The following is a 14,728-nucleotide window of genomic DNA, read 5'->3' as shown; positions in this document are numbered from 1 at the left end:
GCCTGTATTGGTCTCGATGGGCAGCTTCGATCACGCGGCGGACCCTCACACCGTGGCAATCGGCGTGGCGGGTGAGCCAATGGCCCCGGGCAGACGCAAGGGCGGGGCAGTGAGTAAAAAGCGGTGACGGCCGTTGTCGCGGAGCCAGTTGGCTAGGGGGGTCAAGTGCCAGATCTCGCCCAAGTGCACGCCCAGCTTGAACAGGCAGTGTTCGTGCAAAGGCAACGCTGCGCAGCTGCCGGGGCGGGGTGAGGCGGGCAGGCCTTCGACCGCGTAGTTGTCGGCGATCAGGGCGACCAGACCGGAATCAGTGATCCACTGCAGCAGCCGCTCGTCACGCCCCTCCAGCACGGCGCAAGAATTTTCAACTGCGTGCGGGTCAGGGTGTTTGTTCATCTCCAGCAGCATCTGCGCAAAACCTGTGTGCAGGCACACCATGTCGCCCGGCTCTACCACCACGCTGTCTTGGCGCATGATGTCCATCAGCAGGTCGTAGCCCACCCGCACCCGATCGCGCCCCAAATGGGCATGCAGGTCGATCATCACGGCGCGGCCTTGCACGCAGCGCTCTGACATCTTCTCGATGCCCAAGGCCTTGGCTGCCGATGTGGATTCGCGGGTGATCTCCGGAAAGCCAAAAATACCAGCCCCTGATCCACTGCTGGGCCCGACCACATCGGTGCCGGCGCGAAAGCCGTTGTAATACACCGGCTCGGGCACGCCGTCGCCATTGGCGTCGAACATCGAGCCCACATGCGCCAGGCTGTCCCACTGGGTGCTGTACTGCAAGTGCATGATCACCAAGTCGTCGCACACCACATCGGTGCAAACCGGGTCATCGCACCACAGCTGGTAGTTCATATTGGGCTTGTCGCCGCGCAAGGTGGGGCGCAGCACGGGCGGCTGACGCCTGGGGTTGAGCACGTTGCCACCCGGGAAATCCAGTGGCAGGCTAAGGTTAAAGGTCTGCCCCGTGCGCACTTCGGCGATGCCTTGCAGCACTTTGCCGGGCGTCAAGAGGTTCATGCGACCGCATTGGTCGTCAGGCCCGAAGTCGCCCCAGTTCGAGCCAGGTGGGCGTTGTTTCCAGCGTTGAGAAGAAAACATGCAGGACTCCTGTGATGATGGCCAATGTCTGTAACTTGAGCGTTCAACGCTGGGCAGGCGTCTCCAGCCCGCCTGTGTAAAAGCGGTTGAAGGTAGGGGAGATGACCAACTCGTTGATGCAGGTGCGCTCAGGCATTTGCGCCACAAACAAGATGGCCTGACCCATGTCCTCGGCTTGCACCATCAATTCGCGCTGCTCGGCAGAAGGCGGCACGGGACGTTTGTCCAGAATGGGCGTGGCCACTTCGCCGGGCAAGAGCGACGTGGCGCGGATGCCATGCGTGCACTCTTCCATGTTGATGGATTCGGTCAGGGCCAGCACGGCGCGTTTGGTGGCGTTGTAAGCCGGACCGGTGAGCTTGGACGCGTAAAGCCCTGCCCACGAAGACACGTTGATGATCAAGCCGCTTTGCTGCCGGCGCATGGCAGGCAGAACCGCGTGCACGCAATAAAACAGGCCCGATAAGTTGATGGCCACCACATCGTCCCAGGCCTCGGGCGTGACCACGTCGAAGTTGCGCTGCGTGGCATTGGTGCCCGCGCTGGTCACCAGGATGTCGATGCGGCCATGGCGATCGAGGATCTGCTGCGCAGCCGCCTTGACAGCGTGTTTGTCGGCGACATCCAGCAGCAAAGCCTCTGCACTGCCCAGGGCCTGCAAAGAGGCCAAAGCACTGTTGTTGGTGGCGGCGTTGCGGCCCGAAATCACCACATTGGCCCCGGCCTTGGCCAGCGCCATCGCGCCAGCCAGCCCAATGCCACTGCCGCCGCCGGTGATCCATGCGACTTGTCCTGTGAGTGGGTGGGCCATGTGTTTGTCCTGAGTTCGGGGTTGAGGCCAACAGCCGAAAGGTGGGTGTGTATGGCCGATGGCCAAATTAAAGCAGCCTCTGCCGACTGGCCTGCGCCTCAGGTGACACCCGCTAGCCTTGCCTCAAGTCTGGCGTTCGAACCTGCAAACCCTTATTTGGGCAGGTCGCGTGCACCGCTTTCGGGGCGGTACATCTTGAACAACTGTTCTGGTCCGATGGTGAAGTAATCGGCCGGGCCGCCGCCGCGCAAAATGTGCCCCGCACGGGCCGTGTCATACACCCCGTCGGGTACCAAACGCTGGTCGATGTGGATACCCACCACTTGGCCAAAAATCATCCAGGTTTCGATCTTTTTGCCATCCAGGTCTTCGAGCTGCAGGATTTGCGTGCAGCGGCATTCAAAGCTCACCGGGCTTTGCGCCACACGTGGCACGCCCACGATGCGCGAAGGCTCGGGCGTCAGGCCCGCCAGGTCGAATTCGCTCACCTCGGGCGGTACCGCCTCGCAGGTCTGGTTCATCACCTCGGCCAGCTCACGCGTGACCAGGTTCCAGACAAATTCGCCCGTGGCTTCGATGTTGTTGAGCGAATCCTTGCGCCCGATGCTCGAAAAACCAATGACTGGCGGCACGTAATTGAAGGCGCTGAAGAAACTGTAGGGTGCCAGATTCAACACCCCGCTGGCGCTGCGGCTCGACACCCAGCCAATGGGGCGGGGACCCACGATCGAATTGAACGGGTCGTGTTTGAGGCCGTGGCCCAAGTGGGGTTCGTAAAAATGCATCATGAGGGCACTTTAAGGCCAGGCAGGCGCGGGGCCAGTCATTCGCATGACAAAGCCCCCGGAGTGCTCACATGAAGAAATAAAAGAACACGACCATCTGCATGCGCCGCAGGCCATCCGCACGGCCGATCGGACGACCAGACCCATCGTAGAGTCGTTCGCCATCCATGCGGCCCATGGGAGAGCCCGAGGCACTGTAAAGGCGGTCGCCATCGATGCGACCTATCGGGCTGCCCGAAGCGTTGTAAACCCGATCACCATCAATGCGTCCCAGCGGCCGACCCGATCCGTCATAGACCCGCTCGCCGTCCACGCGGCCAATCGGTTGGCCAGAGGCGTTGTAATAACGCTCACCATCCACGCGCCCTATGGGGCTGCCACTGCCGTCGTACATGCGTTGGGCAAAGGCAGCCGGCAAGAGCAAAACAAAAAGAAGCAAAGCTGCAGTGAGTTGGATCGATTTTTTCATGGCGGGCTCAGGCAAAGTAAAAAATAGTCTGAAATTTAAATGGATGCAAGCGGTGCACTTTTGGCGCATTTTGCCGGGAACGCGTCCATTGTGGACCGAAATTTGCCCCCAAACACCGTGCCCAAAGCTGTGGATAAGTCCATGAACAAGCTTGCCAAGGCGCATGCCTGTTGGTGTGGCGACATGTGCCTAAAAAAGCAGCAGTCCAGTGGCCTGCAGCGCGCTTGTCCGCTGGGCTCATGTGCACCTGTTTTGCGGCTATTCTTGTTGCTTCGCGCTCTGGCTTTGCGCCTGTTTCAGGCTTGTTTGGCCGGGCGCTTGCCTAGAACAACACCGCATGACCATTTCACCCATCGCCCCTGGCTTCGTCGCCCTGCACAGCCACCGCTCCGAGGTGCTGGCCGACACCCTCACGGGCTGGCTGCGTGCGCGCCCGCTGCACGCGCTGGAGAGCGAAGTGGTGCTGGTGCAAAGCAACGGCATGGCCGAGTGGATCAAGATCGAACTGGCACGCCAAGGCGGCGTCTGCGCGGCCACGCGGGTGGAGCTGCCTTCGCGCTTTTTGTGGCGCACCTACCGGCAGGTACTGGGCCCTCACAACGTGCCGCCCGACTCGCCGCTCGACAAACTGCCCATGACTTGGCGGCTGATGGCCTTGTTGCCCATTTGCCTCAATGACCCGGTGTTCAAGCCTGTGGCGGGTTTTTTGAGAGGTGACGAGCCCGACCGCCTGCTGCAACTGGCCAGCCGCCTGGCCGATTTGTTTGACCAATACCAAATTTACCGCCCCGACTGGCTGCAAGACTGGGCTGCTGGACGTAATGTCTTGCGCAAGGCCGCAGGTTCGGACGAGCTGGCCGAAGACCAACTCTGGCAGGCCGAACTGTGGCGGCGTGTGCTGGCCACGCTGGATGACAAACAGCGCGAGGCCACTCGCCCGGCGCTGCATGCACGGGCCTTGGCGCACCTGCAGTCGGGGCAGCCATTGGCTAGCCCGGTGGCGCGGCGCGTGTCGGTGTTTGGTATGAGCCACATGCCGGGCCAACTGCTGGAGATGCTGGCGGCCTTGGCCGCGCACAGCCAGGTGATGCTGGCCGTGCCCAACCCGTGTCAGTACCACTGGGGCGACATCATCGACGGGCGTGAATGGCTGCAGGCCGAGCGACGTCGTCACGCCTACAGGGGCCAGGCTTTGGCCGGTTTGCCGCTGGCGCAGATGCACCTGCACGCGCCCACGCTGCTGGCCGCTTGGGGGCGGCAGGGCCGGGACTTCATCCGCCAGCTCGACGCCTTTGACGATCTGCAAGTGGCCCAGCAACTCACGCAGTGGCCGCGTCTGGACTTTTTTGACGATGTGCCCGGCGAAGACGGCACGCGTTTGCTGGCGCAGTTGCAGCGGCGCATCCGCGACCTGGAGCCATCGAGTGGTGGTGCTGCGCCTCAGCCACTGGCAGCGGGCGAGCAGTCGCTTGTTTTCAAAATCGCGCACAGCCCGGTGCGTGAGCTGGAGGTGCTGCACGACCAGCTGCTGCAGTGGTTTCACACCCCGCCGGGAGATCAGCCTGTGTCACCCCGCGACGTGGTGGTCATGGTGCCCGACATCGAAACCATGGCCCCGGCCATCCGTGCTGTGTTTGGCCAGTACAAGCGCAGCGATACACGGTACATCCCGTTTGACATTGCCGACCTGGGCGCGCAGGCCATCAGCCCACTCATCCATGCGGTCGAGTGGTTGCTGGCCTTGCCTCAGCAGCGCAGCCGCATGAGCGAGCTGGTCGAGCTGCTCGAAGTGCCCGCGCTCGCTGCTCGCTTTGGTCTGAGCGAAGAGGGCTTGCCCACGCTGACGCGCTGGATGGCGGGCTCGGGCATCCGCTGGGGCCTGTCGGCTCAGCACCGCGCAGGCTTGGGCCTGGGGGTGTGCGGCGACGACAACTCGGCGCTGTTTGGCGTGCAGCGCATGCTCATGGGTTACGCCTGCGGTGCCGACCCTGTGAGTGCCGATGCTGTGGGGGCTGACGCCCCCGGGGCCACCCCATACCCCGAGGTCGGTGGGCTCGACGCCGAGCTGGCCGGGTCGCTGGCGCACCTGTTGCAAGCGCTGATCGACTGGTGGCAAACCGCCACGCAAGACGCCACGTCCGCGCAATGGGCTGAGCGTGGCCGCGCCTTGCTGGCCGCGATGTTCAAGCCGCGTGACGACAACGACCGCAACGCGCTGTCTGCGCTAGACCAGGCGCTGAACGACTGGGTGCGCGCCAGCGCTGAGGCGGGTTTTGCAGAAGCCGTGCCGCTGGCCGTGGCGCGCTCGGCCTGGCTCGAAGCGCTCAAAACGCCGCGCTTGGAGCAACGCTTTCGCGCAGGCGGCGTGACGTTTTGCACGCTCATGCCGATGCGGGCGATCCCGTTCAAGGCGGTGTGCCTGCTGGGCATGAACGACGGCGACTACCCGCGCCGCAGCCCGCGTGCCGACTTTGACCTGATGGGCTTGCCCGGCATGACCCGCCCCGGCGACCGCTCGCGCCGCGATGACGACCGCCAGCTCATGCTCGAAGCTTTGCTTTCAGCGCGCCAAGTGCTCTATGTCAGCTGGAGCGGACGCAGCGTGCGCGACAACAGCGAGCAACCACCCTCGGTGCTGGTCTCGCAACTGCGCGACGAGATCGACCTGCTTTGGGGCAAGGACACGGCCAAGCACCTGACCACCGTGCACCCGCTGCAACCCTTCAGCCGTGCTTATTTTGAAGAAGGCAGTGGTGTGCAGACCTATGCCAAAGAGTGGCGTGCAGCGCAGGTGGGGCTTTTGTGGGAGGCTGCCCCTGCGGCCGAAACGATGACTTCAGTGGCCCCTGGATACATTCGCGAGCAGGGGCTCGCTCCCACAGCTTATGCAGGCTTGTTGCCTGTATTGGAATCCGCCAACGGCGTACCCGTCATCACCTTGCTGCAACTGGCGCGCTTCCTGCGCAAGCCGGTCGGCGCGTTTTTCCGAGAGCGACTGCAGGTGCATCTGGACGACGAGCGCAGCGTGCTGCACGACGAAGAACTGTTTGGTTTGGGCGGGTTGGACTTGTACCAGTTGATTGACCACGAACTGCAGCATGTGCCCACCGAACTGAATGCCGACGCACTGCCCACACACGTGCAGCAGGTGGTGCAGCGCCTGCGCCAAGCCGGGGCTTTGCCGCTGGCGGGTGTGGGCACGCTGGAGGCGCAAAAACTCAGCGCCCGTCTGCAAGCCATGCTGGACGCCGCCTTGCGCGAGCGCGGGCCTTACCCCCATGCCGCTGAACGCGTGTTGGTCGACATGGCGCATGCAGAGGTCGCCCTGCAAGACGCGCTGGGCGATGTGCTTACAGGTGAGGGCGGGCACTTGTCCCTGCACCTGCGTGCCAACGACCTGGCCAGCTTCAAGACCAAAAAGCCCTTGGCCTATGCCGACAAACTGATCGACATCTGGCTGCTGTCGCTCGCCGCTGCTGCGATGGATCAGCCCTTCCCATGCGTGGTGGTGGGGCGCAACGCCGTGCTGCGCGTGCCCGAGCAGGAGCCCGAAGCGGCGCGTGCCCAATTGACCGAACTGCTGACCACCTGGACCGAAGGCATGCGCTGGCCGCTGCCCCTGCCGCCGGGTGTGGCCTTGCAGTGGCTCAAAGACAAAGAGAACCTCAACGCGCTGGCCGATGCCTACGAAGGCAGCGAGTTCAAAAGCGGCGAGAAGGGCAAAGATCCGGCGCTGGCCCGCACCTACCCCACAGTGGAGGACCTGCTGGCCACGGGCGAGTTCGAGCGCTTGGCACAAACGGTGTACGCGCCTTTGAAAGCCTGGGCAGAGCAGATCGGCATCGAGCTGCTGCCCGATGCGCCCGAAGACGACAGCAGCGACGAAATGGGAGAGCTGGCATGAGCACCCCCCACGCCCTCAACGCGCACACCTTCCCCCTGCGCGGCAGTCACCTGATCGAGGCGAGCGCAGGCACGGGCAAGACCTGGACGATTGCCGCGCTCTATGTGCGCCTGGTGCTGGGTCACGGCAGCGATGGCACCGCACCCGAGCGCCCCATGCTGCCGCAAGACGTGCTGGTGATGACCTTCACCCGCGCCGCCACGCGTGAACTGTCGGACCGCATCCGTGCCCGGCTGACCGAGGCCGCGCAGGTGTTCAGAGGGATTGCCGAAACCGATGACGCGTTCCTGAAGCAAGTCAAAGAAGAGTATCCCGAAGGCGAGCCCCGCGAACAAGCGGCCCACCGCCTGGCGCTGGCCGCGCAGGCCATGGACGACGCGGCCGTCTACACCATCGACGCCTGGTGCCAGCGCATGCTGCGCGAACACGCTTTCGACAGCGGCAGCCTGTTTGAAGAAAACCTGGTCGGTGACGAAGCCGCCCTGCGCCTCGAAGCCGTCCAGGACTATTGGCGTCAGCAGCTCTACCCCATGGCCACGCCGTTGGTGGCACAGGTGCAGCGCGTTTGGCGTGATGTGCCCGCGCTCGACAAGGACATGCGTGCCCTGATGGCTGTGCCCTTGGCCGATGCTGCCCCCGGCACGCTGGCGCAGGTGTTCGGCGCGGCATTGGCCGATCGCGAAGCCAAGCTGGCCGCGCTCAAGCAGGGCTGGGTCGAGAAGGCTGACAACCTGCTGGGCTGGATCAAAGCACAGCTGGCCGTCAAAAAACATGGCTGGAATGGCAGCCTGCTGCAGGTGGGGCGTTCCGAAAAGTGGCTCGAAGTGCTCAAGTCCTGGGCTCAAAGCGATGGAGATTTCAAGGCACTGAAAGACGCGATGGGCAATGGTTGGTCCAGATTTACGCCTGAAGGACTTCTGGAGTGCCGAAAAGATGGTGACATTGTGGATTTGCCGCCAGAGAGTAAGGCGTATGCGCAACTTCTTGTCGATTTGCAAGCCTTGCCCGAACCCGCGCAGGCTGCCCGCCTGCACGCCCGCATCCATGTCATGCAGCGCATGGCCGAACTCAAGCGGCGCAGTGGCTTGTTCGGCTTTGCCGACATGCTGCAGCGCCTCGATGTGGCGCTGGCCGACCTCGCCTCGGGCGAGCGCCTGGCCCAGCGGCTGCGTGAGCAGTTTCCGGTGGCGATGATCGACGAGTTTCAGGACACCTCGCCGCTGCAGTTCCGCATCTTTGACCGCATCTACCGCACGGCCGAGAACCGGCCCGAGACCGCGCTGCTGCTGATTGGCGATCCCAAGCAGTCCATCTACGGTTTTCGGGGCGCGGACATTCACAGCTACCTGGACGCCCGCCGCGCCACCGCTGGCCGCCACCATGTGCTGGGCACCAACTTCCGGTCGACCCAGGCGGTGGTCGATGTGGTCAACCGCTGGTTTGAGATTCCGAAAGACGCTTTTGGTTACCGCCAAGGCGATGAAGACCCGCTGCCGTTCCAGCCCGTGGGCGCGAAGGGGCGCAATGAGGTCTTCCGCACGAGCGCGGGCGATGTGAACGCCATGACCGTGGTCCACGACGCGACCCTGCGCAGCCAACGCGACGCGCAGACCCATTTGTCGGCCCTGTGCGCCGAGCAGATCGTGGCCTGGCTCAGCGATCCGCAAGCCCGCTTTGCCGATGAGCACAAGGGCGACAAGCCTTTGCAGCCCAAAGACATCGCCGTGCTGGTGCGCACGGGTAAAGAGGCCGCCGCCGTGCGCGACGCGCTGCGTGTGCGCGGCGTGGCTTCCGTTTACCTGTCGGACCGCGACTCGGTGTTCGCCAGCGACGAAGCGCAAGACCTGTGCCTGTGGCTGCGTGGCGTGGCCGAGCCGCAAGACATGCGCCGTGTGCGCGCCGCTTTGGGCACGCGCACGGTGGGTTTGTCGCTCGCCGAGCTGTACGACCTGGCCACACAAGACGAACTGCTGGACACCCGCGCCGAGCAGATGCGCGAGCTGCACCAGACCTGGCAAAGCCAGGGCGTGCTGGCCACGCTGCGCCAGTCGCTGCATGTGCTGCAGCTGGCTGGGCGCTGGCGCGGTGAGCCGGATGGCGAGCGGCGTTTGACCAATGTGCTGCACCTGGCCGAGCTGCTGCAAGCGGCCAGCAGCCAGCTCGACGGCGAGCAGGCCTTGATCCGCTGGCTGGTTCAGCAGATCGACGAAGCCCAGTCGGGCAACGCCAGTGGCAGCGAAGAGCAAACCGTGCGGCTGGAGAGCGACGAGGACCTGGTCAAGGTCATCACCATCCACGCCAGCAAAGGCCTGGAGTACCCGGTGGTGTGCCTGCCCTTTGCGCACAGCCATCGCATGATGGAAGCGCACAAAACGCCTGTGCTGCAGCTCGATGACGGCGAGGGCGAGCGCCACTGGACGCTGGACTTTGACAAAGACGATACCCGCGTGGCCGACCGCGACCGCCTGCGCGAAGACCTGCGCCTGTGGTACGTCGCGCTCACGCGTGCGCGCCATGCACTGTGGGTGGGCTGGAGTGCGGTCAAGCGCGGCAATGGCAAGGCCTGTGTCAACCACCACAGCGCTGCGGGCCATTTGCTGGGCGGTGAACACGAACTGGAAGCTTCAGATTGGTTGAGTAAGTTGCAACAGTTGAAGGTGAGTGAAGCAGGCCAGGACTTGTCTGTGCAGTTGGAGGTCGCCGCCGAAGTGGTGCCGCTGACACTCTGGCATAAAACCGCACAAACCACCGCACTGCGCGAAGCCCTGAACTGCACGGAGCGTATCGATAAGTCGTGGACGATCGCGAGCTTTTCGCGCTTGACGCGAGACCTGTCTTCGCAACCCCTGGCTCAAATCAGTTTGCACATGGCCACACCACGCCCGGCCGACGACGAACCGCCCGAAGACGCGGCAGTGCTGCCCGCGTCGAACTCCGCCACAGGCGTTCTGGCGCCATGGCACGCCTTTGCCAAAGGCCCCACAGCCGGTAACTTCTTGCACGACCAGTTCGAATGGTTGGCAGCCGACGGCTTTGCGCTCGATGAGCCAAAGGCCTTGCGTCTCAAGCAGCGTTGCGAGAACGCAGGCTACAAAGCCCAGGCCGAAGACGTGGTGCAGTGGCTCAGCCGCGTGGTCGCCCAGCCTTTGAGTGGACCGAACGCGCCGTTGAACGCCTTGGGCGCTTTGCTGCCCGAGATGGAGTTCTGGTTGCCTGCGGAACGGCTGCATGCGCGCGAGGTCGATGCCCTGTGTCAGCAGCACCTGCTGCCGGGTGTGAGTCGCCCGCAGCTGCCCGACGCGCAACTGCACGGCATGCTGATGGGCTTTGCCGACTTGGTGTTCGAGCATGAAGGTCGTTACTGGGTGCTCGACTACAAATCCAACCACCTGGGCGCCGATGATGCGGCCTACACCGCGCAGGCGCTCGATGCCGCCATGGCTCATCACCGCTACGAGGTGCAGGCCGCGCTCTACATGCTGGCGCTGCACCGCCTGCTGCGCGCCCGCTTGGGAAGTGTCTACAACCCGGCGCAGCAGCTCGGCGGCGCGGTGTACCTGTTCTTGCGCGGCATCGACGGACCAGCGGGTGGCTGCTGCACCTTGCCTGCGCCGTTGGCGCTGCTCGATGGTCTGGACGACATGCTGAACGCAAAGGTGAAAACATGCTGACCCCCACGTTCGTCACTGCGTGTACTCACTGCCCCCCGAGAGGGCTTTGCCCTCCTTGGGGCGGCCCGGCGGAGGGCAAGTCATGAATATCCGCAAGACCTCACGCACGACGGCCGTGCCTGCTGCGCAAACGGACTGGCTCAAGGACTTGCCCGCTCAAGGCCTGAACGCTGCGCAAACCCTGCAGTGGCTGAACCTGTGGACCGGGCAAGGCTTGCTGCGCCACATCGACAGCGCACTGGCAGCGCAGCTGCTGCGGCTCGATGCCTCAGCCAGCCCTGCGCTGTTGGTGGCCGCAGCCATGCTCGCCCAAATGGAGGGGCGTGGCCACACCTGTTTGCCGTTGGCCGACCTCTGCCAGCCGCCCGTGGCCTTGCTGGGCTGGCCCGCGGTAGCGGTGGAGGGCGCTCAGGGTCTCAAGGCCTTGTGGGCGAACCTGCCCGCGACGCTGGCCGATTGGCAAACCGCTTTGCAAGGCGAGTTGTCTGGCGCTTGTCTGCGCGATGCCCATGCCCCCGACCAGGGGCAGCCGCTGGTGCTGGGCGGCCCGACCCATGCGCCGCTTTTGTACCTGCGCCGCTATGCGGGCTACGAGCAGCGCGTGGGCCAGAGCCTGCTGCAGCGTGCGGGCGAGCCCCTGGCCGTGCCCGAGGCCGCCGCACACGAATGGCTGGACCGTTTCTTTGCGCCCAACCCCGAAGAACCCACCGCCACCGATTGGCAAAAGGTGGCCTGCGCTGTGGCGCTGCGCGCGCGGCTGTCGGTCATCACGGGTGGACCCGGCACGGGCAAAACCTACACCGCAGCCCGTTTTCTGGCGCTGCTGCTGGCGCTGCACGAAGGCGGCAGCCCGCTGCGCGTGGCGCTGGCCGCGCCCACGGGCAAGGCGGCGGCGCGGCTCAAGCAGTCGATCGACGACGCCCTGACCCGCCTACCTGTGCCTGCCGATGCCGGGCTCGACTTGAGCGCGCTGATCGCCCGCATGGGCCCTGCGCGCACGCTGCACTCGCTGCTGGGCGCCCGGCCCGACACACGCCAGTTCCGCCACCACGCGGCCAACCCGCTCGATGTGGATGTGCTGATCGTCGACGAAGCCTCGATGGTGCACCTCGAAATGATGGATGCCTTGTTGCAAGCTTTGCCACCCACAGCGCGGCTGGTGTTGCTGGGCGACAAAGACCAGCTCGCCTCGGTCGAGGCGGGCGCTGTGCTGGGCGACCTGTGCCGCGACGCTGCGGCAGGCCGCTACAGCAACGCCACTGCGCAGTTTGTGCAGGCCGCGGCCGGACAGGCGCTGGCTGCCGACTTTGTGGTGTCCGATCCGGCCCCCGTGCTGGCACAGCAAACCGTGATGCTGCGCCAAAGCCGCCGCTTCAAAGGTGCCATCGGCCAATTGGCCTTGGCCGTGAACCGGGGCGACGCGGCTGCCGCCCGTGCTGTGCTGTCCGAGAAAACTGTGGGAGCGAGCCCCAGCTCGCGAATGAATGTCGAAGCCGCTGACGGCCACCCAAGCCGTGCTCTGCTCGCGCTCCAACCTGGCAGTCCTCAGGCCATCTGCGCTCTGGCACTGGTCACATCGGGCAAACCGTCGTATGCCGACTACCTGCGCCTCTTGCAAGCCGGCCCGGCAGGGCTGGGCGCAGAGGCACACACCAGCTGGGTGCGCAGCGTGCTCAAGGCTTTCGAGCGTTTTCGCATTCTGTGCGCCGTGCACCAAGGCGACTGGGGCACCCAGGGGCTCAATGCCGCTGTGCAGAAGGCGCTGGCCGATCAAGGTCTGCTCAAACCCCAAGGCGACTGGTTTGCCGGGCGGCCCATCATGGTCACCCGCAACGACGCGCAGCTGGGCGTGTTCAACGGCGACGTGGGCGTGGTGCTGCCCAACCTAGAGGGCAAGCTCAAGGCCTGGTTTCTCGACGGCGATGCCTTGCGCTCGGTGAGTGTCATGCGCCTGGCGCAGGTCGAGACCGCGTTTGTGATGACGGTGCACAAGAGCCAAGGCTCGGAGTTCGAGCACACCGCTCTGGTGCTACCGCCTGGCGGCGCCGAAGTGCTCAGCCGCGAGCTGGTTTACACGGGCATCACCCGCGCACGCCAGCAGTTCACCCTGATCGAAGCCGAAGCGGGTTTGCTCGAAGCGGCCATTGACCGACCCAGCGTGCGCGCCAGTGGCTTGGCGCAATGGTGGGTTTAGCCAGCCTGAGACAGAGCTGAAAATCTGTCCCCGAAGTCGATTAGCTGGCGTAGCCCTCGCAAGCTCCCGCATTGGTTTTGCCCCGACATTCGCGCAACAGCCGTTTGTCGCGCTCGGCTTTGTTTTCGCCCGTGTTGGGGCTGACGGGCGGCTTGGGTGCTTTGGCTTGTTTGGGCTTTTTGGCCTTGGCCGGCTTGTCTGCCCCGGTGACGGCTGTGAAGTTGTCTGTAGCCCAGTTGGCAGGCGGTGCCGCCAGCAAGCCAAGTCCCAAAGCCACGCTGACGAACGTTGACGATAAATGCCGAGTGGTCATGGCGGTCTCCCTGTCTTTTGTTGTGCTGTTCATCATAGGCAAGACCGGCACATCTGCAAGCGCTGATTCAAGTGCGGTGCAAACCCCTGTGCAAGAGGCGACTCGTCCGCTGCGCGTCAGCCATTACGATGGCGGCATGAACAAAAACACCGCTCCTTTCATGCGCCAGGCCGTCATGGATCTGGAAGAGTCCCGCATCCGCGAAGTCGCCAACGCGGGCATGGGCCGTCCCGATGTGCTGGCTTTCTGGTTTGGCGAGTCAGACGAGGTGACGCCCGACATCGTGCGTCAGGCCGCCATCGATTCCATGCAAAAGGGCGAGACCTTTTATTCGCACAATCTGGGCCTGCCTGAGTTGCGCGAGGCCGTTTCCGATTACATGTCGGCCTTGCACGGTCCCATTGGGGTTGACCGGCTGGCCATCACTTCGGGCGGCGTGAATGCGCTGATGCTGGCCGCTCAAGCCTTGATCGATGCAGGTGATGAGGTGGTCGCGGTGACACCCGTGTGGCCCAACCTGACGGCGCAGGCCTTGGTGATGGGCGCGAATTTGCAGTGCCTGTCGCTGCGCCCGGTGGATGGCCAGTGGCAACTCGATATGGCGGCGCTCAAAGCCGCCATCACGCCCGCCACGCGCATGCTGATCGTCAATTCGCCCAACAACCCGACCGGCTGGACGCTCAGCCGTGCCGAGCAGGCCGAAATTCTGGCGCATTGCCGCCAAACAGGCACCTGGGTGCTGGCCGACGAGGTCTATGAGCGGCTTTATTACGAAATCGACACCGCCAACGGTTGCGCGCCATCGTTCTTGGACGTGGCAGAGCCCGATGATCGCCTGGTCGTGGTGCACAGCTTTTCCAAGAGCTTTTTAATGACCGGCTGGCGTCTGGGCTGGTTGGTCATGCCCGCCGCCATGACGCCGCACATGGGCAAGCTGATCGAGTTCAACACCTCGTGTGCCTCGGTGTTCACCCAAAAGGCGGGTCTGGTGGCCTTGCAAAACACCGCCGACATCACGCCCCGCGTGGTGGCCCACCTCAAAGCCTGCCGCGATACCCTGGTCCCCTTGTTGCAGGCCGTGCCCGGCGTGCAGCTGGCCCCAGCCAAGGGTGGCATGTACGCGTTTTTCAAACTCGAAGGGCATCCTGACGCTGTGGCCACGGCCAAACGTCTGGTGGCCGAAGCCGGTCTGGGACTCGCCCCGGGTGAAGCATTTGCCCCCGAAGCCGCGGGCTGGCTGCGCTGGTGCTTTGCGTCCAAAGATCTGTCCAGATTGACCGAAGGTGTGGAACGCCTCAAAGCTTGGTTGGTCAAGAATTAATTGGGATCTGACCCCAATTAAATCAATTGGGGTCAGATCCCGTTTTTCAGGCTGGAAACGCCATTCACATGGGTTCATCCACTCAGAGATCACCATGAATGGGCCATGTTTCGGGCTATAATCCGCATGTTTTGCGATTTGCAAAGCGCACGC

9 protein-coding genes are annotated in these 14,728 nt (G+C 64.0%); 4 read left to right on the top strand and 5 right to left on the bottom strand.

What is annotated here, in order from left to right; all coding sequences use genetic code 11:
• Positions 1-45: 45 nt before the first annotated feature.
• The 4 genes from B9Z33_RS12365 to B9Z33_RS12350 form a co-directional block, all read right to left on the bottom strand.
• Positions 46-1,107, bottom strand: coding sequence for a cyclase family protein (locus B9Z33_RS12365; protein ID WP_108287337.1), 1,062 nt, complete (start codon positions 1,105-1,107; stop codon positions 46-48).
• Between the two features lie 43 nt (positions 1,108-1,150).
• Positions 1,151-1,918: an SDR family oxidoreductase gene (locus B9Z33_RS12360; RefSeq protein ID WP_108287336.1), complete on the bottom strand. Its 768-nt coding sequence runs from the start codon at positions 1,916-1,918 to the stop codon at positions 1,151-1,153.
• A gap of 152 nt (positions 1,919-2,070) precedes the next feature.
• A complete protein-coding gene (locus B9Z33_RS12355) occupies positions 2,071-2,706 on the bottom strand; it encodes a flavin reductase family protein (RefSeq protein WP_108287335.1) in 636 nt (211 codons plus the stop codon).
• Positions 2,707-2,770: 64 nt separating this feature from the next.
• Positions 2,771-3,172 carry a 5-fold beta-flower protein gene (locus B9Z33_RS12350; protein WP_108287334.1) on the bottom strand — a complete coding sequence of 134 codons (402 nt, stop codon included), beginning with the start codon at positions 3,170-3,172 and terminating at the stop codon, positions 2,771-2,773.
• A 337-nt stretch (positions 3,173-3,509) separates the two neighbouring features.
• Between B9Z33_RS12350 and recC the strand changes: the two genes are divergently transcribed.
• The 3 genes from recC to recD all read left to right on the top strand — a co-directional run bounded on the left by recC (position 3,510) and on the right by recD (position 12,941).
• Complete coding sequence (gene recC, locus B9Z33_RS12345; protein ID WP_108287333.1) at positions 3,510-7,076, top strand: exodeoxyribonuclease V subunit gamma; 3,567 nt, start codon at positions 3,510-3,512, stop codon at positions 7,074-7,076.
• Complete coding sequence (recB, locus tag B9Z33_RS12340) at positions 7,073-10,747, top strand: exodeoxyribonuclease V subunit beta (RefSeq protein WP_108287332.1); 3,675 nt, start codon at positions 7,073-7,075, stop codon at positions 10,745-10,747. The genes recC and recB overlap by 4 nt, the downstream gene beginning before the upstream one ends.
• Positions 10,748-10,829: 82 nt before the next feature.
• Positions 10,830-12,941, top strand: a complete 2,112-nt coding sequence (gene recD / locus B9Z33_RS12335) for an exodeoxyribonuclease V subunit alpha (RefSeq protein WP_108287331.1) — start codon at positions 10,830-10,832, stop codon at positions 12,939-12,941.
• A gap of 40 nt (positions 12,942-12,981) precedes the next feature.
• Here the strand turns inward: recD and B9Z33_RS12330 are convergent, their stop codons facing one another.
• A complete protein-coding gene (locus B9Z33_RS12330) occupies positions 12,982-13,254 on the bottom strand; it encodes a hypothetical protein (RefSeq protein ID WP_233252818.1) in 273 nt (90 codons plus the stop codon).
• 136 nt (positions 13,255-13,390) lie between these two features.
• Here B9Z33_RS12330 and B9Z33_RS12325 point away from each other — a divergent pair, with 136 nt between their 5' ends.
• Complete coding sequence (locus B9Z33_RS12325) at positions 13,391-14,575, top strand: pyridoxal phosphate-dependent aminotransferase (RefSeq protein ID WP_108287862.1); 1,185 nt, start codon at positions 13,391-13,393, stop codon at positions 14,573-14,575.
• The last annotated feature ends 153 nt before the right edge of the window (positions 14,576-14,728 follow it).

It is taken from the genome of Limnohabitans sp. T6-20 (assembly GCF_003063505.1).
Lineage (GTDB): Bacteria > Pseudomonadota > Gammaproteobacteria > Burkholderiales > Burkholderiaceae_C > Limnohabitans_A.
This window is presented reverse-complemented; position numbering and strand designations above follow the sequence as displayed.

What these genes read in the sequence shown, in the direction of transcription:
- B9Z33_RS12365 (WP_108287337.1), bottom strand. Translation starts at nt 1,107, where the DNA reads ATGTTTTCTTCTCAACGCTGGAAACAACGCCCACCTGGCTCGAACTGG.
- B9Z33_RS12360 (WP_108287336.1), bottom strand. Translation starts at nt 1,918, where the DNA reads ATGGCCCACCCACTCACAGGACAAGTCGCATGGATCACCGGCGGCGGC.
- B9Z33_RS12355 (WP_108287335.1), bottom strand. Translation starts at nt 2,706, where the DNA reads ATGATGCATTTTTACGAACCCCACTTGGGCCACGGCCTCAAACACGAC.
- B9Z33_RS12350 (WP_108287334.1), bottom strand. Translation starts at nt 3,172, where the DNA reads ATGAAAAAATCGATCCAACTCACTGCAGCTTTGCTTCTTTTTGTTTTG.
- recC (WP_108287333.1), top strand. Translation starts at nt 3,510, where the DNA reads ATGACCATTTCACCCATCGCCCCTGGCTTCGTCGCCCTGCACAGCCAC.
- recB (WP_108287332.1), top strand. Translation starts at nt 7,073, where the DNA reads ATGAGCACCCCCCACGCCCTCAACGCGCACACCTTCCCCCTGCGCGGC.
- recD (WP_108287331.1), top strand. Translation starts at nt 10,830, where the DNA reads ATGAATATCCGCAAGACCTCACGCACGACGGCCGTGCCTGCTGCGCAA.
- B9Z33_RS12330 (WP_233252818.1), bottom strand. Translation starts at nt 13,254, where the DNA reads ATGACCACTCGGCATTTATCGTCAACGTTCGTCAGCGTGGCTTTGGGA.
- B9Z33_RS12325 (WP_108287862.1), top strand. Translation starts at nt 13,391, where the DNA reads ATGAACAAAAACACCGCTCCTTTCATGCGCCAGGCCGTCATGGATCTG.